The sequence below is a fragment of the Pseudomonas sp. LBUM1659 genome (assembly GCF_059716045.1).
Window position 1 is genome coordinate 4,520,427 of sequence record NZ_CP166797.1, and the last position, 23,635, is coordinate 4,544,061.

Genomic DNA, 23,635 nt, shown 5'->3' on the forward strand with positions numbered 1-23,635 from the left:
AACAAGAGTCTGCTCCCAGTCCTTTTTTATCGCCCAGAGATTGCCATGACCACGACAGAACAGCTGAGTGCCTTGAGTTCCATACTGGCTCAAAGCGGTTTGCACAGCCTGTTCCAGCCGATCATTTCCCTTTCCGAGCGACGTATTGTCGGCTATGAAGCCCTCACCCGTGGTCCCTCGAACAGCCCGCTGCACGCCCCCCTCGCATTATTCTCGGTGGCCCGCCAGGCGGGTCGGTTGAGCGAACTGGAAATCTCTTGTCGTGAAAGTGCTTGCCGACGTTTCAACGAGCATCAACTGCCGGGCAAATTGTTCCTCAACGTTTCCCCGGAATCCCTGCTTGAGGCTGCTCACCAACCCGGTCGCACCCTGCAACTGCTGCAGGATTTCGGCATTGCGCCGAGCCAGGTGGTAATCGAACTCACCGAACAGACCCCGACGGACGACTTCCAGTTGCTGCAAAACGCACTGCATCATTATCGGGCGATGGGATTTTCCATTGCGCTGGATGATCTGGGCGCGGGGTATTCAAGCTTGAGATTGTGGTCCGAACTGCGCCCGGATTACGTGAAGATCGATCGACACTTCATCGACGGCATTCACCAGGACGCGCTCAAACGCGAGTTTGTCGGCTCGATCCTGCAAATCGCCAAAGCCTCGCGGGCTCAAGTGATTGCCGAAGGCATTGAATTGCAGGAAGAGCTCGCGGTGCTGACCGAGATGGGCGTTGATCTGGTCCAGGGCTATCTGCTGTGCCGCCCTCAGGAACATCCGCCCACGGATGCTCGCCACCTGATGCCCAAACACGACAGCAGCGCCGTGGCACTGAATGACGAAGCCAACGATCTCAGCCCACTGCTTAACGATCAACCGGCCGTGGCACGCGACACACCGACCGCCACCGTGCTGGAAGCTTTCCGCCGTCAGGCCAACCTGAATTCCCTGGCGGTGCTCGACGAACAGGGCCAGCCCTGCGGCATCGTTCACCGACATTCGTTCTCAGACGCCCTGCTCAAGCCGTTTGCCACCGACCTGTTCGCCCGCAAACCAATCAGCCGCTTGATGAGCGACGACTTTCTCGCCGTGGAAATGAGCCAGTCTCTGCAACAGGTCAGCCGCCTGATCACCAGCCGCGCACGCCAACGTATTGAAGAAGACTTCATCATCACCCTCAATGGTGGCTATCTGGGATTGGGTCGGGTCATTGATGTACTCAAGCTGATTACCGAACTGAAAATCCAGCAAGCCCGTTACGCCAACCCACTGACCCTGTTGCCCGGCAACGTACCGATCCAGCAATGCCTGACGCGGTTGCTGCAACAGGAACGGGAGTCGGTGATCTGCTACGTCGACATCGACAGCTTCAAACCCTTCAACGACATCTACGGCTACGGCCGCGGGGATGAAGTCCTACTCTGTCTGGCGCAATGCCTGAACGATCGCGTCGACCCGTCCCGCGACTTCGTCGGCCATATCGGCGGTGATGACTTCCTGCTGGTGCTCGGCCCGGAAGACTGGCGCAAACGTTTGAACCAGTTGCTGGACGATTTCCATAGCCAATGCCGACGTTTCTACCGCAGTGAACACCTGGAAGCCGGGTGCTTTATCGCGCCGAATCGTCAGGGGGTGCGGCAGGAGTTCCCGCTGCTGTCATTGTCGATCGGCGTAGTGCATCTGCATCCAGAGACCTGTGGACAACTCGATGCGAGCCAGCTGGCGGAGATGGCATCTCAGGCCAAACACCACGCCAAGAATGTGTCGGGGTATAGCGTGCATGTGATTGATAGTTTGGCGGTGCCTGAAAGAGAAGATTTATTGCTTGAAGGGCACCGCTGAATGGTCTGACGCCTTAGCGGGCAAGCTCGCTCCTACATTGACCGCTTACTTCTGGAAATACTCGGTTAAATGTAGGAGCGGGCTTGCCCGCGAAGAGGCCCGATCAGGCAGCCCAAATGTTGAGCCTGATCCTCAATTTCTAAACCTCAGAAGATCGAGCCCGCAACCGCCGCCCCAGCACATCCAGCACGTCACAACCATCGCGCAATGGAATGGCACAGAGCAAGGCAAAGTCACTGAGGATAAAGGATTCGCACTCGACCGAACCACGCATCGACATGTTCTCCAGCACTTGGGTTACAGCTCGAATTCGGTAGCTGGCAGCGTCATATAAAACATCGAGCGGCGCGTGGGTATCGACGAACAGCGTGGGCATGTCGGTGCAGTTGCTGGTGAGGGCCAGGAAGAGGTTTTGGGGATGGGGGATTGGTTTTTCGTTGGGAGGGTCGGGGTGAAGATTTTTCATAATTGAAACCTCTGGTAGTAAACGGTCGCTACCATCGGCCTTCCTACAAGCTTGGGTGGCAGCTATGCACGGGGTAGGAATATCGAGACCAGAGAACTCGACCACACCGAAGCGTGCCCGCGCACAGCCGCCGCAACTGATCTTACGGACGCATGTTGATGGCCGCAATTCAGGTGTCGACGCCGAAGCGTCCTCTCTAGTCTTGAAGGGTTCCTACACCCCGCCACTGAATTTTCAGTGACCACCAGAGACTATCGATGGAAAACATTTCGCACCAGTTCATGGAAACCGATACAAGTTGAAGGAAACTTCCGACGAGCTTGCCCGGAAATTTCGCTTCCGTTTCACAAACGTCGTCTACCAAGTGGATTGATCTTCAAGACTGGTTTTTTGAAGATCTTCTTTCCACTCCACAGTTGCCAATCGAAAAACATCTTCGAAAAAAGCTCTGGTGTTCTCCATTTCATCCCAACCGCAAGGAAAAGACGAATATTCTTCAGGGTCATACGCCAGCAGCGACTGAAAATCATATTTTTCATCCTGAAGAGCTTCCTCTAAACTCTTATAAATCAAAAATTTGTGCAGGTATGACTTTCTTGTAGGCAAGCAGTATTTAAGTATCATCTCTTCTCAGCCGGGTCATTAGGATCAAGCTTTTCAAGAGCTTCCCCTAGCGTTTCTTCACGATCATAAATGTCAACTCCCCCCCCAAAATGCGGGTGTCGGGAGGTATGGTTGCCCATCATCTGGATCAATAAACATTTCCCACCTATTTAATTGGATATAGTGAACAAAAGGGGACAAATTTATTTACCCTGCGGAAATTTCGCAATTTCCGTAAGAAAGACACGTCTATTCGATCTACCTGAATTTTTACAAATCGCCCGTTCAGACGAGGATAATCGTAGTGAATTTCCTGATCCGAAAAATCAACAAAAGATCGAGACACGCCTCCATCCAAATACCCATAAAGCGCGCATGAAAATCCGCCATTTTTCATTTCTAGCAGTGTAGTGATTGGCTCCTCTACCGCAGCAACAACAACATCGTTGTCGGAAAACACCAAATCGAACTCCACTTCATAGGCTTCTCCCACTTCAATTTTTGATGGGCAGTAGCTTGCGAAGTACTAGCCTTTAACTCGCAACAAGACCTCGTCTTCAACCACTGGGCCTACTGCCAGCACTACGGCTTCATATCTCTTAGTCATTCGCTGGCCTCACTACCTTATCGCGAACATTACCCCTTATCAAAAGCGGAACAGATTTATTTATTTTTTAATCACACTTTTCAACAGTGTATCCGCTAGCCACTACTGTCAAAACAATGTTGCACTCGCGAGCACAAGTGAAGCAGAAGTTTAGCCCGACTTCCGAAGAGTCAATCATAAGCAACTCCTGCGACAACGACGTCACATCCATCACAAACATCTCTGAAATCTCCGCGCCTATTGCCCCAACAGATTTCATACCTAAAACATTTTCAAAGGTAATGATCCATCGTTTTTCCTGCCAATCTAGAAACTCTACAAAAACGCGCTCGTGCTCACATGTCATTTTTTCAATGGTGCCGTCTGAAACTGGAAATTCTGTCATTTTGAAATACCTGGATGTTTCTCACCGGCAACAAAGCCAGTTCCGTGACCGAGTTGATAGCCGTCAGGCTTGACCTTGATAACAGCCTTCTTTTTATCCGCCTGACTCCAACTTAAATAATTAGGTTTAAGCTCCAAATGATAGTGCTCACCATGATGCCTCGCATTAAATGGCCCAGCATCTCCGGGATGACTTTCAAATCTAATAATAGTGTCCGCGTTAGGTCGCCACGTCATTCTTTGACTTCCATGTTGAGTCTGTGAAATTTGGGGCTGGACGCCTAACACTTCCGTAAGCTCGTTTGGATCTTCAGGAAATTGAGTGTAAGCCTTCGGCAGCGCGGGCTCACCCTCATCAACCTTAACCCCAGTCGTATTACCCGGCGCGCCACACCCAGCCTTACCCGACTGCGGACAGTTCCCGCTCAACCCCAACGGATCAACCCACCCCGTCGGATTCGGCGTGTACTGGTACTGATTCAGCCCACCCGCCAACTTGATCGGGTCCGGCGTCAGGTACCGTCCAACCTGCGGATCATAGTACCGATGCCGGTTGTAGTGCAGGCCGCTCTCGGCGTCGAAGTACTGCCCCTGAAACCGTAGCGGCTGCTCAAGCTGTTCGCCCCCGCCGAACGCCAGATGCGTGACTTTGCCGTAGGCGTTGTACTTCGCCGACCAGACAATCTCGCCACCAAAATCGGTCAGTTCCTGCGGCGTGCCGAGGTGGTCGAGTTGGTAGTAAAACGGGCAGGCCTTGCGCGGGCCTTTGCCGTCGAGCATCGCCAACGGGCGGAAGCTGCCGGGTTCGTAGACGTAGCTGCGGTGGTGTTCGCGGCTGCTTTCGGCGATGAGGTTATCGCCTTGCCAGAAGAACTCGGTGGTGTGGCCGTCGACGGTTTTGGCGATGCGGCGGCCGAAGGCGTCGTAGCGGTAGCTGGCGCAGCGGCCATCCGGGGTGGTGACGCCGATCAGGCGGTGCTGGCAGTCGTAGCGGTATTCGGTGACGAGTTTTTGCACGGTGCCGCGGCGTTCGCGGATGAGGTTGCCGAAGGCGTCGTAGTCGTAGTGGCGGTCGCCTTGCATGAGCAGGCGATTGCCCTGCACTTTCGCGGCGCCGGGGCGGTCCTGCATCAGCAGGTTGCCGGCCGGGTCGTGGGCGAAGGATTCCGGTGGGGTGTCGCGGGTGTGGCGCACGCGGGTCAGGCGGTTGAGCGGGTCGTAGATGTAGTTGCGCTGGCCGTGGCGGGTGTCGGCGATGCTGTCGAGGTTGCCGTTGGTGCTGTAGGCATAGTCGCGGCGATACAGCGGTTGTTGCTGTTGGCTGACCGCGTGAGCCTGCAGACGCCCCTGATCGTCGTAGGCATAGTCGCTGAGCAACTGGCCTTGTTGGCGTTGCTGCTCACGCCCGAAGGCAAATTGGTGACTGGTAAGCCGCGCGCCGTTGAGGTCGATGGCGGTCAGCGCGCCGCCCTTGGCGTGGTGGTAGTCGAGTTTGCTGCCGTCCGGCAGGCGCAGGCGCTTGAGTTGGCCGCAGGCGTCATAGCCATAACGCAGGGTGCCCCAGCCCTGATGTTCGGTGATCAGCCGGTCCTGTTGGTCGTATTCGAATTCCAGCGGATGGTCATGGCCGTCGTCGACACCGATCAGACGGCCGAGGCTGTCGTAGCGGTATTCGACCTTGATGCCGTCGGGTAGCGTCTTGAACAGCAACCGCCCCGCCGGGTCCCGCTCGTAAGCGGTGATCAGCTGCGAACCGTCAGCACCGAACTCGGTTTTCTCCAGCAGCTGACCATTGAGGTCGTAGGCGTACGCCGTACGTTGGCCGTCGAAACCGGTTTCCTGTCGGATCAATCCGCCGGGTGTGTAGTCCAGCCGATATTGCTCGCCGGATTCGTTTTCGATTTCCGTGAGTAACAGCTGCGCGTTGTCGTAGCGGTATTGCAGCTGGGTGCCGTCGGCATTGAACCGGCGGCTGACCAGGTGCAGATCGTCGAGGTATTCGTAGCGCGTGATGCGGCCGAGTTCGTCGCGTTCTGCGGTGATTTTTCCGTAGGCGTTGTAGCTGTAGGCGCGGCTCGCCCCAGTGGGAAGGATCGTCTGGATCAGTCGGCCGACGGCATCCCATTGCGACTTGGTGACGGCGCCGTGTTCGTCCTGACGGGTAATCTGCCGCCCCAAGGCATCGTAGGAAAAGCGCCGCTGCCCACCGTCCGGCAGCGTTTCCTCAAGCAGTTGCCCCAAGCCATTCCAGACGAAGACATGCCGACTGGTGTCCGGATAACGGATCGACAGCAGCTGGCCTTTGTCGTCGTAGTGGTAATGGGTGATTTGGCCGTCGGGGTCAGTTGCTTCGGTGATGTCCCCCTGAGCATTGCGCTGCCAGGTCCAGACCGCTTTACCGCGATAGCGTGCGTGCAGGAAACCGTTGCGGTACTCGTAGGCCGTCGGCTCGTCTTCTGGCGGAATCAGCGCGACAAGGCGACCGACTTTGTCGTAACGGTATTCGGTGACGGCGCCGAGCGGATCCTGTTCGGCAACCAGCCGCCCCTGATCGTCGTAGGCCTTGAGCTGTTCGCCGCCATCCAGTTCGACCTTGCGCACCAGCCGCGCCCGCTCGTCGTGGACGTAAACCTCTTCGCTGCCGTCGAGGTTGTGCACGGTGACACTGCCCGCGTCATCCCAGACATAGCGCGCGTCCATCTGCGCAAACGAGGCCCAGTGGCGGATGCAGCGCGCCGCTTTGCCGGACCGTTCCCACTCCCAGAAGAAACTCGCCCCACCGGCCAGTTGCCGCTGGAGGATCACGTGTTGGTCGTCGTAGTCGTAGCGTTCGCTTTCGCCGGCGGCGTTGCTCGCTTCGATCAGTTGCGCGCGTTCGTCGTAGGCATAACTGACCAGGGTTTGCTCGGTCTTCCAGCACGCCTCGAGGGTCGGCGCCGGAACAAACACCTGGTAGTCGATGGCGACCAGATGGCTGCGTTCATAGCGCAAACACAAGGCGCGGCCTGCGCCGTTGTCGAGGCGCTGGATGCGGTCCTGGCGGTCGCGGCTGATGCGCAGGCGGTTGTCGTAGGCGTCGCTGATCGCCGTGAGTCGACCGTTGCGAAAGTGATAAAACTGCGCGTCGTCACCGGCCTGGGCGAGGATCAGTTCTTCGGGTTCAGCCCCGAGATAAATCGCTGCGTGCGACGAGCTGTTGTGAATGGCCGGGCGTTCAGCGGACGGCAGCGGGAACGTGGTGCGACGGTTTTCGTGGTCGATCCAGATGACGCTGTCGCCGTCGATTTCCAGGTGATGGGAGAGCGAATGGCTCCAGCCGAAACCGAGGCCGCAATCGATCTCGGCGGCACTGGTGCGATAGAGCCGGGTGAAGTCGAACGGCAGGACGCCGTCCAGAGAACCGTCGGTGAGGGTCAGCAGTTCTTCGCCGGTGACCATCGACACCGGGCATTTGTTGGTCGCGGTTTTAGCAGCGAAGTCGGTGCTGTCGCCGTTGGGATTTTTCGCCTGATCCGGGACGTTGTCGTGGTGTTCGTTTTGCTTGAGCGTGGTGTTGCGTTTGGCATCCCAGCGCAGTTGCATGCGGCCTTTTTTGAGGCCCGATGCGACACCGCGCGCGGCGACGGTTTTGTAACGATCGACGTAGGAAATGAAGCTGTTAATGATCGTGAAGATCGCTTTGACGAAACCCAATACGGCGCTGACGATCCGGGCGCCATAGTGGGCAAGACGCATCCCCAGATAGGCAACGCCCGCCCCCGCACCGGCGAAAGTCAGGACAATCCCGATCAGAATATCGATGAGCAACTGCACCACGGCCGTTGAAACCGCTTCGGCCGTTTTACCGGCGACCTCGCTGGGTGGCAGCATTTCCAGCCACAGGCTGGCGGTGCGCAACAACAAACACAGCGCCGCTTCGTCGCTCGCCAGCAGCTGAACCTTCTCCATCGCGGCCGGGAATTTTTCAGCCAGTTCGGCCAAGTGGTCCGCACCGCTGCCCAACCTTCCAACGAACTTACGGGGATCCTTGAGAATGTCCGACAGTAGGCTGAGGCTGTCCCACACTCCGACCACCGCCGCCCAGCTCCCGGCGCGCATTCCGTTACCGGCGGCCGCAAAGGTCGATTGCGACCACTGCGGTTTAAACCCTGCCCACTCACCGCGCAGCCAGCCGTCCAATTCTTTGGTCAGGCCGTCATAAGAGGAGAAAAGGTCTTCGATTTGCGTCGGGGTAACTTCGCTGTGAACATGAATTCGGTAGAACTTGCCGGGAGTCCCTTCGAACTGTCCTTTTCCGTTTTCATCGAGCGAAACCGGTGTGCTCTCGCCGCCATCAACAGCAATCACATCAACCGAAATATTCCCCAACGGAATGTCATAAACCGACTCAAACTTGCTCTCGATCTCCAGAATCCCGCCGTCTGGACACCGCGCAACACTGGATAAAAATTCATCGTCGCCACTGCTCACCGCAGTCGTCGTATTACCGAGTTTTATCACCCGCTCCATGCCCATCAGCGACGGTAAGTCAGCCGCACGACTGGCTTGGTCCGCCTTCTGGTTAAACCAATGCTTCAGCTGTTCGCGGTAAAGCGTCAGCGTGTCCGGAAAACTGTCTAGTTCCTGCTCGATGCGGGCGATGTGGGTCATCAACGCACCGAACGGCATGGAGTGGAGTGAAAAATCGGGTCGAACATGAGCAATCCCTCGCGCAGAAAATGGGGCGCGCGAGACTTTGCAGGGGATCAGTCAGGAAAGAAGTCAGAGAAGTAGGCGATGCCTGTAGGGAAAATCCTTAAATATGCATCAACAAACAACAAGCCGGCCAAAACGCAAACGTGGCGTGAGGTTTCCCTCACGCCACGTTTTTTATCAGACAACTATTAGAATTACTGCGCAGGACCACGAGCCGCCAACTCTTTCAGCTTGAGTTCAGCCAACGGATGCCCGGCCTTGGCGGCCATATCCCACCAGCGAGCGGCCTCAAGCGGATCCGGCGCCTTGCTCGGTGTTCCTGCCAGGCTGATCACCCCCACCTGATACGCCGCTTTCCCATCGCCCGCCAGCGCCGCCAGGCGCAGCAATCGCACGCCCTCCTCGCGAGCACCAAGGCCGACGCCGCGAAAGGTCAGGATGTGGCCATAGAAGCTTTGAGCGCCGACGTCACCCAGGTTGGCCATGCGGGCAAACTGGCCTTCGAGCCAGTGCCAGCCCCGCGGCTGGCGCACAAACCATGACCAGTGAAACAATCGACGAGCCAGCCAGTAACCGGCCCGGGCCTTGAGCTTTAAAAACACTCAGGCCTCTGCCGATTCGGGGTATTCGTATTCAAACACCCGCACCACTTCCGACGCATGCCAGGACGCGGCGGCGACACCGTCAGACGGCCCGGAGAAACGCCCCAGACGCTCGACACATTCGAAGAAGCCGGTGCGCGGCAGGCGGCTGGCACCCTGGCTGATCACCAGCGAGCTGCGCAGTGGCTGCTCGGCTCTGGCGTCCAGCGCGGCCAGATGTTCGAGTGCAGCGGTCAAAGTTTGCATGGCTGGCGTGGGCAATTGCAAACGCTCGAGCAATGCGCGATAGGTCAAAAGATGGCGCTGACGACGCGCCTGGTCCAGTTCACCGAGTAATCCGTCCCAATGGTGACGACTGATGCGTACGCTCACGATTCATCCCTCCACCCTGGCACCGTCAATTCCCAAGCCAGGCTGCGGCGAATCGCAGCGTCGGGTTGACGCTCGCCACTTTCAATCAAGGCCAGATAAGACGGGCTGATGCCTACCGTGCGGGCCAGCGCCTCAATGGCGATGCCCTTCCCTTCGCGCAAACTGCGTAGTTGATCCAGACCCGGAAGAATCTGGTCTGGCGGTGCCGCGTGACGCACTGGCGCGTCGGGCGCCGGTTGCTCGTTAATGCCTGCTGCTTTCAGTAGAGCCTGATATTGAGCCCACGGTAAAACTGCATACTCGGGCTCGCCTTCGCGTGTGATTATCTGAATATCCATGACTTCCCCGTAGGACAACGACACTTAGCGAGTCGGCACTTTTCCCTAGAAGTGTAATCCTAACAGCGGCCAAGGTCGCGCGGGGGTATGAATAAAGGGGATTCTCAATCGGTCCGGTTCTTTTTCGGGCTCTGGAGCCGAAGTTGTTCCGCGGTATCGGGCAAACGCTCGACTACTGCCAACTTTTCCGGCACCTGACGCTTGCGCCAGGCGCGGAAGGCATTGAGTTCGTCGTCGAGCACCGTCATCAGCCAGGCCAGCACGGCGATGTCGTCTAGCATGCCAAACAAGGGGAGGAAATCCGGAATGGCATCCACCGGACTGAGGAAGTACATCAGGCCTGCGACCACCGAAATCAGCGCCTTCGGGCTGATGGCACGGTACTCCCCACGCCAGTAGGCCAGGCACAGTGCCTGCAACAAGCGCAGATCCTCTTTAATCTTGCCCAGGCGATAACCCTGACTCGCACCTTTACTGGCGACGGCGAACAGCAGTGTCGGCAAGCGCCCGCGCGCGAGCAGGCGCCCGGCGAGTGGCAAGAATCGAGCGAAACTCCAGGGTGCTTTCATCATTCCTCCCACTGAAATGTTATCCACACAAATTGTGGATAACCTTGTGAACAGAGCTTCTTTTCACGGCTGAAAGCCCCGTTTCATAAGGGTCCAGTTCAAATCGGGCGTTTTTTACTCACATAAAAAAACCCAATATTTCATTGACTTGGAGCGCCGGCACCGCTAGCAAGGGGGTCCTCAATGGCTATGACTCCAGCGTACCGCAACCGTTCGCTTTGTTTACCCCTGCTGAACGCCTGATGCAACAACGCCCCGCATAAGCGAGGCGTTGATGTCAAAGTAGACGCTGATTACTTGGCGGCGTCTTCTTTGGCTGGATCTTTGATCGCCAGCAGTTCCAGGTCGAATACCAGCACCGAGTTGGCTGGAATCGCCGGGCTTGGGCTTTGGGCGCCGTAGGCCAATTCACTAGGGATGTACAGTTTGTACTTCTCACCTACGTGCATCAGTTGCAGGCCTTCGACCCAACCCGGAATCACACCGCTGACAGGCAGATCGATCGGGCTGCCGCGCTCGACGGAACTGTCGAAAACGGTACCGTTGGTCAGCTTGCCGGTGTAGTGAACAGTCACTACATCAGTCGACTTAGGCTGTGGGCCATCGGCTTTCTTTTCCACTTCGTATTGCAAGCCCGAAGCGGTGGTCACTACGCCGGCTTTCTTGGCGTTGTCTTCGAGGAACTTCTTGCCGGCAGCTGCCGACTCTTCGCTCATCTTGGCCATACGCTCTTCAGCACGCTTTTGCAGGGCGGCGAAGGCTTCGACCAGCTCCTCGTCTTTGAGCTTCTGCTCTTTTTTGCCGACGGCGTCTTCGATGCCCTGGGCTACGGCTTTGGAATCCAGGTCATCCATGCCTTCCTGAGCCAGGCTTTTGCCCATGTTCAGGCCAATACCGTAGGAAGCTTTTTGCGCCGGAGTTTTCAGCTCAACGCTGGTCTGCGAATCACAACCCGCAAGTACCAAGCTAACCAGGGCCACCGCCGCTGCCAACCGATGCTGTTTCATGCTATTTCCTTGTTCATGCGCCTAAAGGGCAATCGAGTAAAGCCGCGAGCTTATCAGGCGGCCACGACCAATGGCTACTGGGATGAGAGCAGGATTCTCCTGATAAGTTCAGGTGTTTTAACTCATTTCAGCATTGGCTGCATGAAGCTTCTGTCATCTTTTGCCTACAACAGCTGATCCTGTATCCCACAACATCTGGCGTAATGGCCTCTTGCCGCACCTCGGTGCGCTGAGACATAAGAGAGCCACAAATCAACAAGGAAGTTTATCGTGCGCCTCTTATTTCGCCTGCTGATGCTGACCGCTGTGCTGTTGGGACTGGGCCTCGTCGTGGTTCTGTACTACGTCGCCAATCCAAAATTACCGACCTGGTTACCCGCGCAGCAGGTGCATTACCTGGAGCAGTGGAGCGCTGAAGACCGCCAGACTTACTACTTCACCCCCCAAGGCACTCAGGTCAAAGGCTTGCGCTATGACTGGTTCACCGCCCTGGAACTGCCCTTCTCCCAGCAACGATTCGCTTCGCCCGACTACCTCGCTCGCTTTGGCTTCCTGATCGACCCCGGCCAGAAGCCCGCGCCAATCAATCCTGGCAATTTACCCGCAGGCTTTGCCCGTCACCAAAACCCCGGCAGTCAGGACGAATTTCTGGACATCACGTGCGCTGCTTGCCACACCGGTGAATTGCGCTTCAACGGCCAGGCGATCCGCATTGACGGCGGCTCGGCGCAACATGTTTTGCCTTCCAGTGTTCCTACGTTGAAAGGGGGCAGTTTCGGGCAAGCGCTGGTCGCCAGTCTGACCTCGACTTACCTGAACCCCTGGAAATTCGAACGCTTCGCTCGCAACGTGCTGGCCGAGAACTACGACGCCCGGCACCTACAATTGCGCAAGGACGTAAAAGCGTCTCTCGATACTTTCGTGAAAGTTGCCTGGAACGATACTCACCGCGGGCTCTACCCCACCGAAGAAGGACCGGGCCGTACCGACGCCTTCGGACGCATCGCCAACGCCACGTTCGGCGATGCGATTTCAGCTGACAACTACCGCGTGGCCAATGCCCCGGTGGATTACCCGCAACTGTGGGACATGTGGACGTTTGACTGGGTGCAGTGGAACGGTTCGGCGCAACAACCCATGGCTCGCAACATCGGCGAGTCCTTGGGGGTGGGCGCCACGCTAGCTTTCTTCGATGCCAACGGCCAACCGCTCAAAGGTGATGAGCGCTACCCGTCGAGTGTCCGATTGCACGAATTGCACCAGATCGAACAAACCCTGCAACGGCTCAAACCACCCGCCTGGCCTGAAGCGCTGCTCGGTGCTGTCGACAAGCCGTTGGCGGCCAAAGGTCGCGATCTGTTCAGAGAAAACTGCGCCGGCTGCCATACACCATACGCGGGCGAAAGTGGCGGACGCTGGGTACAACATTTGAAAATGTTCCCGGTCGATTTCATTGGCACAGACCCGGGGGCCGCGAACAACATTGCTGACCATCGTTTCGACCTTTCCGCCCTGCGATGGGATCTGGCAGAGCTCAAACAGATGGATGTGCATTTGCAGCCGACACCCACTGAAGCGCTGGATTTGAGCAAGTTGTCTTCGGCCAAAGGGTTGGCCTACATCACCGCTTTCGTCGGAAATCGCGCCTACCGTGATGCGAACATTCCTACAGCGGAACAACCCGCAATGAATGGCTTCGGCCTGCCGATTGGCGTGCGTGAGTTGCGCGCCTACAAGGCACGCCCCCTGGCGGGGGTTTGGGCGACAGCACCGTTTCTGCACAACGGCTCAGTACCGAGCCTTTATCAATTGCTCTCGCCTCAGGATGAACGCGCCACCACCTTCTATAAAGGCACGTTCGAGTACGACCCCCAACACCTTGGCTATCGCACCGAGGCCTTCACCAATGGCTTCGTGTTCGACACGCGCATCACCGGCAATCACAACGGCGGTCATGAGTTCCGTGCCGGCAAGCGCGGCAACGGCGTAATTGGCCGCTTGCTGCAACCGGAGGAACGCTGGGCGCTGCTTGAGTACCTGAAAGTATTGGGCGGCCCCCTGGAGGCACAATTGCCATGAGCATACTCTGGATGCGCTTTGGCGCGATTCTCGGCAAGTCCCTTCTGTGGTTGCTGGGCCTTGGAGTCCTCGGCTGGGCGCTGGCCACGGCGTGGCTTGCCTGGCAGCACAGCGGACCGGTTTCGGCGCAAGAACTGATACCGGACGGCGAAGCCGCCATGACCCAGGACGTCATCCAAACCGCGGTGCGCATCGTCGATCAACACCGGGAAAGTACCCGCTACCTGCGCGACGCCCATGCCAAGGCCCATGGCTGCGTGAAAGCCGAGGTTCAGGTGTTGCCGGATCTTTCGGAAGCACTGCGCCAAGGTGTGTTCAGCGAACCCGGCAAAACCTGGCAAGCGACGATGCGTCTGTCCAACGGCAACGCGTATCCGCAGTTCGACAGTATTCGCGATGCCCGGGGCATGGCGATCAAATTGCACGATGTGCCCGGCAAGCAACTGCTCGCCGATCAACAGCGCCGCGGTGAACAGGACTTTGTGATGTTCAACCATCCAAATTTCTTCGTCAGCGATGTCGCCGAGTACCGTCAGAATGTGGCGGCTCAGGCTGACGGCAAGAAGCTGACGGCGTTTTTTCCTGGCTGGGACCCGCGCACCTGGCAGATTCGCCATCTGTTTATCGCCCTGGCGACACTTTCCATCGCACCGGAAACCCCGACACAGACGACTTACTTTTCGGTTTCGCCCTACAAGTTCGGTGAAGCCAATGCCAAATTCCGGGTAATGCCGGACCCGGATAGCTGCCCGACCTATACCCTGCCCACACAAAACCAGAAACTGCCTAATTTCTTGCGCAATGCACTGAACCAGCAATTGTCGACCGACCGGATGCCAGCCTGCTTCGTCCTGCAGATTCAGCGCCAGGACCCGAGCCAATACATGCCCATCGAAGACACCAGCATCGAATGGAGCGAAAACGATGCGCCGTTCGAGACGGTCGCGCGAATCAAACTGCCGGCTCAGGACTTCGATACACCGGCGCTGAACCTGCAATGCGACAACCAGTCGTTCAACCCCTGGTTCGGTCTTGAGGCCCATCGACCGATTGGGGGCATCAATCGTCTGCGCAAAGCGGTGTATGAAGCCGTGAGCGATTACCGCCACAGTCGCAATGCTGAGCAATAAGCCAGCAAAAACGAAAAAAGCGGCCCGAAGGTCGCTTTCTCAATGAAAATCGGGGATTTGCCAAACTCCAGACGGCAGAAAGCCCGCATTAAGCGGGCTTTCTGTGGGGTGACCTGGCGTTCAGCGTTCCAGGTGACCGAATATGGCGCAGCGGACGGGACTCGAACCCGCGACCCCCGGCGTGACAGGCCGGTATTCTAACCGACTGAACTACCGCTGCGCGTAGCGTTGAAAGTGGTGGGTGATGACGGGATCGAACCGCCGACATTCTGCTTGTAAGGCAGACGCTCTCCCAGCTGAGCTAATCACCCTTTACCTTCGTTGCGGGGCACATTATGCCACAGGTTTTTGTAAAGTGTTGATTTAATTGAATAATTTTTCAAATAAATCCGAAAACCGGTGAAACGATGCAACCTGCAGGAACAACGGACAATCTACAGACAGAAAAAAACCCGCGTTAGCGGGCTTTTCCGTGGTGACCTGGCGTTCAGCGTTCCAGGTAACCGAATATGGCGCAGCGGACGGGACTCGAACCCGCGACCCCCGGCGTGACAGGCCGGTATTCTAACCGACTGAACTACCGCTGCGCGTAACACTGAATGCGAATGGTGGGTGATGACGGGATCGAACCGCCGACATTCTGCTTGTAAGGCAGACGCTCTCCCAGCTGAGCTAATCACCCTTCACGTTCGGTGTGGCGCGCATTCTACGGAGCGTCCTCACCTCTGGCAAGCACTTTTTTAAATAATTTTCTCAGGCCTTCCAAAGGCTTAGCGAAGGGTTGGCCTATGGCGCCGCGAAGAGAATAATGCCCCCCTTTGTATATAAGGAGAGACTTACCCCATGTGGTTCAAAAACCTGCTTATCTATCGCCTGACCCAAGATCTGCCTGTTGATGCCGAGGCGTTGGAAACTGCACTGACCACCAAACTGGCGCGTCCATGTGCAAGCCAGGAGTTGACCACCTACGGTTTCGTCGCGCCATTCGGCAAGGGCGAAGATGCACCGCTGGTTCACGTCAGTGGCGACTTCCTGCTGGTCTCTGCGCGTAAAGAAGAACGCATTCTGCCCGGCAGCGTCGTGCGTGACGCGGTGAAGGAAAAGGTCGACGAGATAGAAGCCGAGCAAATGCGCAAGGTCTATAAGAAGGAGCGCGACCAGATCAAGGATGAAATCATCCAGGCTTTCCTGCCGCGCGCCTTTATTCGTCGCTCCTCGACTTTCGCCGCCATCGCGCCGAAACAGGGCCTGATCCTGGTCAACTCGGCCAGCCCGAAACGTGCCGAAGACTTGCTGTCCACCCTGCGTGAAGTGATCGGCACCCTGCCGGTACGTCCGCTGACCGTAAAAATGTCGCCGACCGCAACCATGACTGAATGGGTCACCACCCAGAAAGCCGCGGACGATTTCTTTGTGCTGGACGAATGCGAGCTGCGTGATACCCACGAAGACGGCGGGATCGTGCGTTGCAAGCGTCAGGACCTGACCAGCGAAGAAATCCAGCTGCACCTGAGCACCGGTAAAGTGGTCACTCAGCTGTCGCTGGCCTGGCAAGACAAGCTGTCTTTCGTGCTCGACGACAAGATGGTGGTCAAGCGCCTGAAGTTCGAAGACCTGCTGCAAGACCAGGCAGAACAGGACGGTGGCGAAGAAGCCCTGGGCCAACTGGACGCCAGTTTCACCCTGATGATGCTGACCTTCGGCGACTTCCTGCCGGCGCTGGTTGAAGCGTTGGGCGGCGAAGAGACTCCGCAAGGGATCTAAAGCCTTGTGATCTCAATGTGGGAGCGAGCCTGCTCGCGAAAGCGGATTATCAGTCGACATCGAGGTTGACTGTGATAACGCAATCGCGAGCAGGCTCACTCCCACATTGGTTTTTGTGGTGTTAATCAATAATAAGGATCACGCCATGCGCGCACTCGCTGCATTAAGCCGCTTTGTCGGCAACACTTTCGCTTACTGGGTACTGATTTTCGCGGTCGTGGCCTTCCTGCAACCGGCGTGGTTCATCGGCCTCAAAGGCGCGATCGTGCCGCTGCTGGGGCTAGTGATGTTCGGCATGGGCCTGACCCTCAAACTTGAAGACTTCGCCGAAGTCGCCCGCCATCCATGGCGCGTAGCCTTGGGCGTGGTTGCACATTTCGTGATCATGCCCGGCATGGCGTGGTTGCTCTGCCAGGCGTTTCACCTGCCACCGGAAATCGCCGTCGGTGTGATTCTGGTCGGTTGCTGCCCAAGCGGCACCTCCTCGAACGTGATGACGTGGCTGGCGCGCGGCGATCTGGCCCTGTCGGTGGCCATTGCCGCCGTCACCACCCTCCTCGCCCCGCTGCTGACCCCTGCGTTGATCTGGCTGCTGGCGTCGGCCTGGTTGCCGGTGTCCTTCATGGAGCTGTTCTGGTCGATTCTGCAAGTGGTGCTGTTGCCGATCATCCTGGGCGTGGTGGCTCAACGTGTACTGGGTGCCAGGGTTCGCCACGCGGTGGAAGTTTTGCCGCTGATCTCGGTGGTGAGCATCGTGATCATCGTCACCGCCGTGGTGGCCGCCAGCCAGGCGAAGATTGCCGAGTCCGGCCTGCTCATCTTGGCGGTGGTGATGCTACACAACAGCTTCGGGTATCTGCTGGGCTACTTCACCGGGCGCCTGTTCAAGCTGCCATTGGCCCAACGTAAATCGCTTGCGCTGGAAGTCGGCATGCAAAACTCCGGGCTGGGTGCCGCGCTGGCCAGTGCACACTTCTCGCCGCTGGCGGCGGTGCCGAGTGCTTTGTTCAGCGTGTGGCACAACATTTCCGGGGCGCTGCTCTCGACGTATTTCCGGCGAATGAGCGAGAAACAAGACCGGGAACTGGCGACACAGCAAGTGGCTGACTGAGCTGAAAACTTGATCCCCGGGTTAATGATGGGCACTCTATGGCGCAACGCGAGGACGACCTCGCGGCTCGATCGAGTCATTAATCTGGGGACGACCCCGTCAATCGATGGAGGTCTTTCATGTCCTGGATCATCTTGTTTTTCGCCGGTCTGTTCGAAGTTGGCTGGGCCGTTGGCCTGAAGTACACCGACGGTTTCAGCCGCCCTCTGCCTACCGCACTGACCGTTGCGGCCATGGCGGTCAGCCTTGGTTTGCTGGGCCTTGCAATGAAGGAATTGCCGCTGGGCACAGCCTATGCGATCTGGACGGGCGTGGGTGCGGTCGGCACAGTGATCGCCGGGATCATTCTGTTTGGTGAATCGATGGCGCTGTTTCGGCTGGCCAGCGTGGCGTTGATTATTGCCGGGTTGGTGGGCCTTAAGGTCAGCGCTTAAACCACTGACCTCATCGCGGGCAAGCCTAGCTCCCACAGGATTGATGGCGTCATCGCGGGCAAGCCCGGCTCCCACTGGATTGCTGGAGTGCCCACAATCTGTGGCGCACCAAAAAACCTGTGGGAGCCGGGCTTGCCCGCGATGACGCCATAAAAATCACCGACTACCTGACGGCACCACGCAAATCCCCCACCAACACCTGCAACTTCGCCGGCTCCGCCGCTTCAACCGCCACAGCCGGCCCCGCCACCAACGTCACCCGCGACCACAACCGACGAAACAGTCCCTTGCCCGGATCACGACTGAAGAAACTCCCCCACAACCCCTGCAGCGCCAGCGGAATGACCGGCACCGGTGTCTCTTCAAGAATCCGCGTCAACCCGCCCTTGAACTCGTCGATCTCACCATCGGCGGTCAACTTGCCCTCGGGGAAGATGCACACCAGCTCACCATCCTTCAGATACTGCGCAATCCGCTTGAAGGCTCTTTCGTAGATTTGAATGTCTTCCTGACGCCCCGCGATCGGAATCGTCCCGGCCGTGCGAAAGATAAAGTTCAGCACCGGCAGGTTGTAGATTTTGTAGTACATGACAAAGCGAATCGGCCGACGCACTGCGCCGCCAATCAGCAGCGCATCGACAAATGACACGTGATTGCACACCAGCAGCGCCGCGCCTTCATCGGGAATCAGCTCAAGATTGCGGTGCTCCACGCGGTACATGGAGTGGCTGAGCAGCCAGATCATGAAGCGCATGCTGAATTCGGGGACGATCTTGAAGATGTACGCGTTGACACCGATGTTCAGCAGCGACACCACCAGAAATAGCTGCGGAATCGACAGTTTGACCAGGCTCAACAAGATGATCGAGACAATCGCCGACACCACCATGAACAGCGCGTTGAGAATGTTGTTGGCGGCAATCACTCGCGCCCGCTCGTTCTCGGCGGTGCGCGACTGGATCAGTGCATACAGCGGTACGATGTAGAAACCACCAAATATCCCCAAGCCAAGGATGTCCATCAGCACCAGCCAGGTGTGACCAAACCCGAGGACTTCGACCCAGCCATGGCCCGTCACACTGTCCGGAATTCCGCCGGAATGCCACCACAGCAGCAAGCCAAATACGGTCAAGCCGAACGAGCCGAACGGCACCAGGCCAATCTCGACTTTGCGCCCGGAGAGTTTCTCACACAGCATTGAACCGAGCGCGATACCCACCGAGAACACCGTCAGAATCAACGTCACCACGGTTTCGTCGCCGTGCATCCACTCTTTGGCATAGGCCGGGATCTGCGTCAGATAAATCGCCCCGATAAACCAGAACCACGAGTTGCCGACAATCGAACGCGACACTGCCGGGGTCTGCCCAAGACCCAACTTCAAGGTGACCCAGGACTGGCTGAAAATGTTCCAGTTCAGGCGCATTTGCGGTGAAGACGCCGCCGCCCGTGGAATGCTGCAACTGGCCAGGTAGCCGAGCACGGCAACGCAGATGATCGCGCCGGAGACGATAGCCGCGTAATGACTGGACGACATCATGATCCCCGCGCCGATGGTCCCCGCGAGAATCGCCAGGAAGGTGCCCATCTCCACCAGCCCGTTGCCGCCGATCAGCTCTTCTTCGCGCAGGGCCTGGGGCAGGATCGAGTATTTCACCGGCCCGAACAGCGCCGAGTGGGTGCCCATGGCAAACAGCGCCACCAGCATCAACGACAGATGGTTAAAGATGAAACCGACGGCGCCGACCGCCATGATGAAGATTTCGCCGAGCTTGATCAGACGGATCAGGCGGTCCTTGGCAAACTTCTCACCAAACTGACCGGCCAGTGCCGAGAACAAAAAGAACGGCAGGATGAACAGCAGCGCGCAGAGGTTGACCCAGATCGAACGGTCACCGTCGAGGGTCAGCTTGTACAAAATGGCGAGGATCAACGACTGCTTGAAGAGGTTGTCGTTGAACGCCCCGAGGGACTGGGTGACGAAAAACGGCAGGAAGCGCCGGGTGCGCAGCAAGGTGAACTGTGAGGGGTGACTCATCTTCCATGTGTCCCTGATGTTGGGTAGCGAGTGGTGTGGATACTGATGTTGGAATGTCGAACGGCGATCCAGGCCACACACTACCTAATCTTTGCAGGTTATTTCTTTAATCCTGCAATGCACGGCGACACGAACAGTTCGCCACGCCACGCGCCTTGCAGCGTCCGACGGGCAACGATCAGCCACATCACCGACAGCAGCGTCACCAGCACACCGCCAAAGACACTGAAAAACGTCAGGCTCAAAGTGCTGGCCAGTTTCAACGTCGCCAGCGAATAGACGCCCAACGGGAAGGTAAACCCCCACCAGCCGAGGTTGAACGGGATGCCACCGCGCAGGTAACGCAAGGTAATCAGCACCGCGATCAGCATCCACCACAGCCCAAACCCCCACAACGTGATCCCGGCCACCAACCCCAGGCCGGCGGCGATTTCACCGATACCCGGCAGGCCGTTGGCGGCGAAGATGGCCGGTGCGTCTGCCCCCAGCAGCAACATGCCAAGTGCCCCGGTGCCAATCGGGCCCAACGCCAGCCAACTGGAGGCTGCCATGTTTTCGTGGGGCAGTTTATGCAGCGCCATGCGCAGCAACAGGATCGTCAGAATGCTGAAGGCTACCGGCAGGGAAAAGGCCCAGAGCACGTAACTCGTCACCAGCACCACCAGTTGCGAATGGGCATCCGCCAAGTGCGGCGCCAGCAAGCCACCGCTGGCAGCGACGACTTCTGCGGCCACCACCGGCAACAACCAAACGGCGGTCATTTGGTCGATGCTGTGTTCCTGACGAGTGAACATCATGTAGGGAATCAGTACGCCGCACGCCAGAGACATCGCCACATCCAGCCACCAGAGCATTTCGACGACATGAATCACACCGTCACCCCAGCGTGGCAGCCCAAACACCAGAAAACCGTTAATGATGGTCGCGAGGCCCATGGGAATGGTGCCGAAGAACATCGACACCGTCGAATGGCCGAAAATTCGCCGGGCTTCGTCAAAGAACAGCACCCAGCGTGCCGCGTACACGGCGGTGAACAGCACGAACAGGAAAATATTGAATAGCCACAACCCTTCGGCGAACACACGCAACCCGGGGATGGCGAGGGGCAATTGCGCCAGCGCCAGCGCGAGCACCCCGGTGCCCATGGTCGCGGCGAACCAGTTGGGCGTGAATTGACGAATGACTTCACGCGGGGGGTGCAAGTGGCTGAACGGTTTGATACCGGCTTTGACGCTGTGGGTGCATGTCATGGCGAACTCCTGGTCCTCTGGTGAGGTGGAGCCCATGGTAGAACTGAATCGAATATCTATATAACGGGTAATATCTCTATAAGTTATCTGTTTTGTAGATATAGCGTCGGATACTGCCTTCCGATTCGATTACCAACACCCGCGCAGCGCCCTTCGGATGCGCTACATGCTCGGTGCCAACGGATGCATAAAAGATATCGCCGACGTCCAAAAGCGCGGCCTTCTCGATGCCATCTTCGCGATAACGCATTTGCACCTGGCCATCCAGCACCACAAACACTTCCTGACCATCGTTGACGTGCCATTTGTAAGGCTGGTCCGTCCAGTGCAAACGGGTGGTGATGCCGTTCATGTTGGCAATGTCCAGCGCGCCCCAGGCACGCTCAGCGGTGAAGGATTTGCTGCGGATGATCTTCATGGGGCGGTCCGTCGAAATGAATGGCGAGGCCAAGGCTAGCGATCAACGCACCTCAGCGCCACAGGCTTTCAACGAGCGCTGACGCATCAAGGCCAGTAAAGCGCCAACGCAGAGCACGATCAGCACGGCGCCGTAACCGTCGGTGGTCGCGACCAGGCCGAAGGTTCGCGTCAGGTTCCCCGCCAGCAACGACGGCAAACAGAACGCCAGGTAACTGAGCACATAAAACGCCGACATCAGACCCGCACGTTCATGGGGTAGAGCTAACGGCACCAGACTACGCACGGCACCGAGAAAACCAGCGCCGAAACCGCAGCCGGCGACGAGCGTGCCGAGGAAAAATAACGGCACGCTGGCGCTGTGAACACCCAGTAAAACCAGGACGATCCCTGTCGGCAACAGACTCGCACCCAACTGTAGCGCCAGTGCGGAGGGGCGATTGCGCAAGGTGAAAATCATCAACGCCCCCGTCACCGTCAGCGCGGCGACAGTCGAGCCGGCAATCAGGTTCGAGGTGGAACCGGTGGCCGTGCGCACCAACGACGGCGCCAGGGACGCATAAAAACCGCCGAGCGCCCACGTCGCGGTATTGAGCGGCAATACCCGCCATAAGGTGGTACGCGCCTGAACCGGTACATGCAGGGTCGGTCGCAATGACGCCCATGCTCCAGGCTGTCGCGACACACGTTCCGGCAAACGCCAGATATACAACGCCTGCAACGCAAACACGATGAGCAGCAGCCAATAGGTTAAATGCAACGGTGCCGGTGCAAATTCAGCGAGCAAACCGCTGCCCAAACCACCCAGAGCCATGCCGAGCAACGGCGCAACGCTGTTGATCAGCGGCCCTTGCTGGCGGTCTGTGTCCAATAGCGTTGCACTGAGCACGGCGGTCGCCATGCCGGTGGCAAAGCCTTGCAACAGCCGGGCACTGATCAGCCAAGCGACGCTGTCAGCGTGGGTAAACAGCAGCATCGCCAGGATATTCAGCATCACAGCCGTGAAAATCACTGGTTTGCGCCCAAGGTAATCCGACAGCGAACCGACTGTCAGCAGCGCAGCCAGCAGGCTGAAGGCGTAGACACCGAAAATCAGGGTAAGGGTCGCGGCCGAGAAGTGCAGCTGCTCCTGGTACAAGAGATACAACGGCGTCGGTGCCGTGGAAGCCGCCAGAAAACTGAGTAAAGTGATCGCCAGAAACCACAGGCTTGCACGATTTGAACGAGAACTGGACATCCGCACACTCCACAAAAGCTAATTTTTTGCTTTTGCGGAGTGTGCTACCGGCTGGCGCTTAAAGCAAATTCTTTGTGTTAAGGTCCGGTGCATGGCTTTTAGAGGCGGGCTTTTGCCTTTACAGCAAGTCTCGGCAAGAACAGGAAACTGGTAATGACAGGCCCCACTTTACGTCCCGGCGGCCGCAGCGCCCGGGTGCAGGAATCGATTCACAAGGCTGTGCGCGAATTGCTCGAAGAGCAGGACCGCGCCAGCGTGACCGTGCCGCAAATCGCCGCGCGTGCGGGGGTTACGCCTTCGACCATTTATCGGCGCTGGGGTGATTTATCGGCATTGCTGGCGGACGTCGCTATCGCCCGCATGCAACCGGAAACCGAGTCAGCCAATACCGGCAGCCTGTCGGGCGACGTGAAAGCGTGGGCGGAACAGTACCTGGACGAAATGAGCTCCGAACCCGGTCGCAACATGCTGCGCGACGTGCAAGCGAGCCTCAAACCGAGCTATTGCGCGACGATCATTGGCGGGCAGTTACAGATGATTCTGGATCGTTATCCGAATCAGCCCACACCCAGTGTCGATCGGCTGATCAACATGGTGGCGGCCCCTATCGTGTTTCGAATCCTGTTTTCCGAGGCGCCGCTGGAGGCTGAGGAATTGCATCGGTTGATCGGGATTTCGCTGAATCAGTGAGGCCGA

The 23,635-nt window shown here is 57.7% G+C and carries 20 protein-coding genes, 4 tRNA genes and 1 pseudogene; 7 read left to right on the forward strand and 18 right to left on the reverse strand.

The genetic code is table 11. From position 1 onward, the window contains the following. Positions 1 to 45 precede the first annotated feature (45 nt). Positions 46 to 1,836 carry a bifunctional diguanylate cyclase/phosphodiesterase gene (locus ACA048_RS20405; RefSeq protein WP_497626017.1) on the forward strand — a complete coding sequence of 597 codons (1,791 nt, stop codon included), beginning with the start codon at positions 46 to 48 and terminating at the stop codon, positions 1,834 to 1,836. 139 nt (positions 1,837 to 1,975) lie between these two features. On the opposite strand, the gene ACA048_RS20410 is transcribed toward ACA048_RS20405, so the two are convergent. From ACA048_RS20410 to bamJ, 10 genes and pseudogenes are all read right to left on the reverse strand, one after another. Next, on the reverse strand, positions 1,976 to 2,302 hold the full coding sequence (locus tag ACA048_RS20410; protein WP_497626018.1) for a hypothetical protein: 327 nt from the start codon (positions 2,300 to 2,302) through the stop codon (positions 1,976 to 1,978). Between the two features lie 357 nt (positions 2,303 to 2,659). Then, on the reverse strand, positions 2,660 to 2,926 hold the full coding sequence (locus ACA048_RS20415; RefSeq protein WP_497626019.1) for a hypothetical protein: 267 nt from the start codon (positions 2,924 to 2,926) through the stop codon (positions 2,660 to 2,662). Positions 2,927 to 3,071: 145 nt separating this feature from the next. Next, positions 3,072 to 3,416 (reverse strand): annotated as a pseudogene (locus ACA048_RS20420) (UCP019853 family protein); the annotation flags it as partial. A gap of 163 nt (positions 3,417 to 3,579) precedes the next feature. Next, positions 3,580 to 3,897, reverse strand: coding sequence for a hypothetical protein (locus ACA048_RS20425; RefSeq protein WP_497626020.1), 318 nt, complete (start codon positions 3,895 to 3,897; stop codon positions 3,580 to 3,582). Next, on the reverse strand, positions 3,894 to 8,546 hold the full coding sequence (locus ACA048_RS20430) for an RHS repeat-associated core domain-containing protein (protein ID WP_497626021.1): 4,653 nt from the start codon (positions 8,544 to 8,546) through the stop codon (positions 3,894 to 3,896). The genes ACA048_RS20425 and ACA048_RS20430 overlap by 4 nt, the downstream gene beginning before the upstream one ends. 239 nt (positions 8,547 to 8,785) lie before the next feature. Continuing rightward, the gene (locus tag ACA048_RS20435; protein ID WP_497626022.1) at positions 8,786 to 9,193 is read right to left on the reverse strand and encodes an SEL1-like repeat protein; all 408 of its coding nucleotides are present in this window, start codon (positions 9,191 to 9,193) and stop codon (positions 8,786 to 8,788) included. Further along, the gene (locus tag ACA048_RS20440) at positions 9,194 to 9,565 is read right to left on the reverse strand and encodes a hypothetical protein (RefSeq protein ID WP_347911314.1); all 372 of its coding nucleotides are present in this window, start codon (positions 9,563 to 9,565) and stop codon (positions 9,194 to 9,196) included. Next, positions 9,562 to 9,903 carry a helix-turn-helix domain-containing protein gene (locus ACA048_RS20445; RefSeq protein WP_497626023.1) on the reverse strand — a complete coding sequence of 114 codons (342 nt, stop codon included), beginning with the start codon at positions 9,901 to 9,903 and terminating at the stop codon, positions 9,562 to 9,564. Before ACA048_RS20445 ends, ACA048_RS20440 begins: the two co-directional genes overlap by 4 nt. A 104-nt stretch (positions 9,904 to 10,007) precedes the next feature. Next, the gene (locus tag ACA048_RS20450) at positions 10,008 to 10,472 is read right to left on the reverse strand and encodes a YkvA family protein (protein WP_497626024.1); all 465 of its coding nucleotides are present in this window, start codon (positions 10,470 to 10,472) and stop codon (positions 10,008 to 10,010) included. Positions 10,473 to 10,765: 293 nt separating this feature from the next. Further along, complete coding sequence (gene bamJ / locus ACA048_RS20455; RefSeq protein ID WP_497626025.1) at positions 10,766 to 11,479, reverse strand: BamJ family beta-barrel-assembly machinery protein; 714 nt, start codon at positions 11,477 to 11,479, stop codon at positions 10,766 to 10,768. 270 nt (positions 11,480 to 11,749) lie between these two features. On the opposite strand from bamJ, the gene ACA048_RS20460 reads away from it, so the two are divergent. Both ACA048_RS20460 and ACA048_RS20465 read left to right on the forward strand, forming a co-directional pair. Further along, positions 11,750 to 13,558 carry a di-heme-cytochrome C peroxidase gene (locus tag ACA048_RS20460; RefSeq protein WP_497626026.1) on the forward strand — a complete coding sequence of 603 codons (1,809 nt, stop codon included), beginning with the start codon at positions 11,750 to 11,752 and terminating at the stop codon, positions 13,556 to 13,558. Next, positions 13,555 to 14,688 (forward strand): catalase family protein, encoded by a 1,134-nt coding sequence (locus ACA048_RS20465; RefSeq protein ID WP_497626027.1) that lies wholly within the window; start codon positions 13,555 to 13,557, stop codon positions 14,686 to 14,688. The genes ACA048_RS20460 and ACA048_RS20465 overlap by 4 nt, the downstream gene beginning before the upstream one ends. 143 nt (positions 14,689 to 14,831) lie before the next feature. Here the strand turns inward: ACA048_RS20465 and ACA048_RS20470 are convergent. The 4 genes from ACA048_RS20470 to ACA048_RS20485 all read right to left on the reverse strand — a co-directional run bounded on the left by ACA048_RS20470 (position 14,832) and on the right by ACA048_RS20485 (position 15,370). Continuing rightward, positions 14,832 to 14,908: transfer RNA gene (locus tag ACA048_RS20470), tRNA-Asp, on the reverse strand. A 15-nt stretch (positions 14,909 to 14,923) separates the two neighbouring features. Further along, positions 14,924 to 14,999: transfer RNA gene (locus ACA048_RS20475), tRNA-Val, on the reverse strand. Between the two features lie 199 nt (positions 15,000 to 15,198). Continuing rightward, positions 15,199 to 15,275, reverse strand: a tRNA-Asp gene (locus ACA048_RS20480). Between the two features lie 19 nt (positions 15,276 to 15,294). After that, a tRNA-Val gene (locus ACA048_RS20485) sits at positions 15,295 to 15,370 on the reverse strand. 161 nt (positions 15,371 to 15,531) lie between these two features. Between ACA048_RS20485 and rdgC the strand changes: the two genes are divergently transcribed. The 3 genes from rdgC to sugE all read left to right on the forward strand — a co-directional run bounded on the left by rdgC (position 15,532) and on the right by sugE (position 17,997). After that, on the forward strand, positions 15,532 to 16,452 hold the full coding sequence (gene rdgC, locus ACA048_RS20490; RefSeq protein WP_497626028.1) for a recombination-associated protein RdgC: 921 nt from the start codon (positions 15,532 to 15,534) through the stop codon (positions 16,450 to 16,452). A gap of 145 nt (positions 16,453 to 16,597) precedes the next feature. Then, positions 16,598 to 17,563 (forward strand): bile acid:sodium symporter family protein, encoded by a 966-nt coding sequence (locus ACA048_RS20495; protein WP_497626029.1) that lies wholly within the window; start codon positions 16,598 to 16,600, stop codon positions 17,561 to 17,563. Between the two features lie 119 nt (positions 17,564 to 17,682). After that, positions 17,683 to 17,997 carry a quaternary ammonium compound efflux SMR transporter SugE gene (gene sugE, locus ACA048_RS20500; protein ID WP_007945200.1) on the forward strand — a complete coding sequence of 105 codons (315 nt, stop codon included), beginning with the start codon at positions 17,683 to 17,685 and terminating at the stop codon, positions 17,995 to 17,997. Positions 17,998 to 18,160: 163 nt separating this feature from the next. On the opposite strand, the gene ACA048_RS20505 is transcribed toward sugE, so the two are convergent. The 4 genes from ACA048_RS20505 to ACA048_RS20520 all read right to left on the reverse strand — a co-directional run bounded on the left by ACA048_RS20505 (position 18,161) and on the right by ACA048_RS20520 (position 22,939). Continuing rightward, positions 18,161 to 20,035 (reverse strand): MFS transporter, encoded by a 1,875-nt coding sequence (locus ACA048_RS20505; protein ID WP_497626030.1) that lies wholly within the window; start codon positions 20,033 to 20,035, stop codon positions 18,161 to 18,163. A gap of 98 nt (positions 20,036 to 20,133) precedes the next feature. Further along, positions 20,134 to 21,285: a TDT family transporter gene (locus tag ACA048_RS20510; RefSeq protein WP_497626031.1), complete on the reverse strand. Its 1,152-nt coding sequence runs from the start codon at positions 21,283 to 21,285 to the stop codon at positions 20,134 to 20,136. Positions 21,286 to 21,361: 76 nt separating this feature from the next. After that, entirely contained in the window at positions 21,362 to 21,703 is a 342-nt protein-coding gene (locus ACA048_RS20515) for a cupin domain-containing protein (protein ID WP_497626032.1), read from the reverse strand. A gap of 42 nt (positions 21,704 to 21,745) precedes the next feature. After that, positions 21,746 to 22,939 (reverse strand): MFS transporter, encoded by a 1,194-nt coding sequence (locus tag ACA048_RS20520; protein WP_497626033.1) that lies wholly within the window; start codon positions 22,937 to 22,939, stop codon positions 21,746 to 21,748. 153 nt (positions 22,940 to 23,092) lie between these two features. On the opposite strand from ACA048_RS20520, the gene ACA048_RS20525 reads away from it, so the two are divergent. Continuing rightward, positions 23,093 to 23,629, forward strand: a complete 537-nt coding sequence (locus tag ACA048_RS20525; protein WP_497626034.1) for a TetR/AcrR family transcriptional regulator — start codon at positions 23,093 to 23,095, stop codon at positions 23,627 to 23,629. Positions 23,630 to 23,635 lie beyond the last annotated feature (6 nt).

Bases quoted from the DNA above. Each gene is read 5' to 3' on its own strand.
- ACA048_RS20405 (WP_497626017.1), top strand. From the start codon at position 46: ATGACCACGACAGAACAGCTGAGTGCCTTGAGTTCCATACTGGCTCAA.
- ACA048_RS20425 (WP_497626020.1), bottom strand. From the start codon at position 3,897: ATGACAGAATTTCCAGTTTCAGACGGCACCATTGAAAAAATGACATGT.
- ACA048_RS20515 (WP_497626032.1), bottom strand. From the start codon at position 21,703: ATGAAGATCATCCGCAGCAAATCCTTCACCGCTGAGCGTGCCTGGGGC.
- ACA048_RS20445 (WP_497626023.1), bottom strand. From the start codon at position 9,903: ATGGATATTCAGATAATCACACGCGAAGGCGAGCCCGAGTATGCAGTT.
- ACA048_RS20415 (WP_497626019.1), bottom strand. From the start codon at position 2,926: ATGATACTTAAATACTGCTTGCCTACAAGAAAGTCATACCTGCACAAA.
- ACA048_RS20430 (WP_497626021.1), bottom strand. From the start codon at position 8,546: ATGACCCACATCGCCCGCATCGAGCAGGAACTAGACAGTTTTCCGGAC.
- ACA048_RS20505 (WP_497626030.1), bottom strand. From the start codon at position 20,035: ATGAGTCACCCCTCACAGTTCACCTTGCTGCGCACCCGGCGCTTCCTG.
- bamJ (WP_497626025.1), bottom strand. From the start codon at position 11,479: ATGAAACAGCATCGGTTGGCAGCGGCGGTGGCCCTGGTTAGCTTGGTA.
- ACA048_RS20410 (WP_497626018.1), bottom strand. From the start codon at position 2,302: ATGAAAAATCTTCACCCCGACCCTCCCAACGAAAAACCAATCCCCCAT.
- rdgC (WP_497626028.1), top strand. From the start codon at position 15,532: ATGTGGTTCAAAAACCTGCTTATCTATCGCCTGACCCAAGATCTGCCT.
- ACA048_RS20465 (WP_497626027.1), top strand. From the start codon at position 13,555: ATGAGCATACTCTGGATGCGCTTTGGCGCGATTCTCGGCAAGTCCCTT.
- ACA048_RS20520 (WP_497626033.1), bottom strand. From the start codon at position 22,939: ATGTCCAGTTCTCGTTCAAATCGTGCAAGCCTGTGGTTTCTGGCGATC.
- ACA048_RS20510 (WP_497626031.1), bottom strand. From the start codon at position 21,285: ATGACATGCACCCACAGCGTCAAAGCCGGTATCAAACCGTTCAGCCAC.
- ACA048_RS20450 (WP_497626024.1), bottom strand. From the start codon at position 10,472: ATGAAAGCACCCTGGAGTTTCGCTCGATTCTTGCCACTCGCCGGGCGC.
- ACA048_RS20525 (WP_497626034.1), top strand. From the start codon at position 23,093: ATGACAGGCCCCACTTTACGTCCCGGCGGCCGCAGCGCCCGGGTGCAG.
- sugE (WP_007945200.1), top strand. From the start codon at position 17,683: ATGTCCTGGATCATCTTGTTTTTCGCCGGTCTGTTCGAAGTTGGCTGG.
- ACA048_RS20495 (WP_497626029.1), top strand. From the start codon at position 16,598: ATGCGCGCACTCGCTGCATTAAGCCGCTTTGTCGGCAACACTTTCGCT.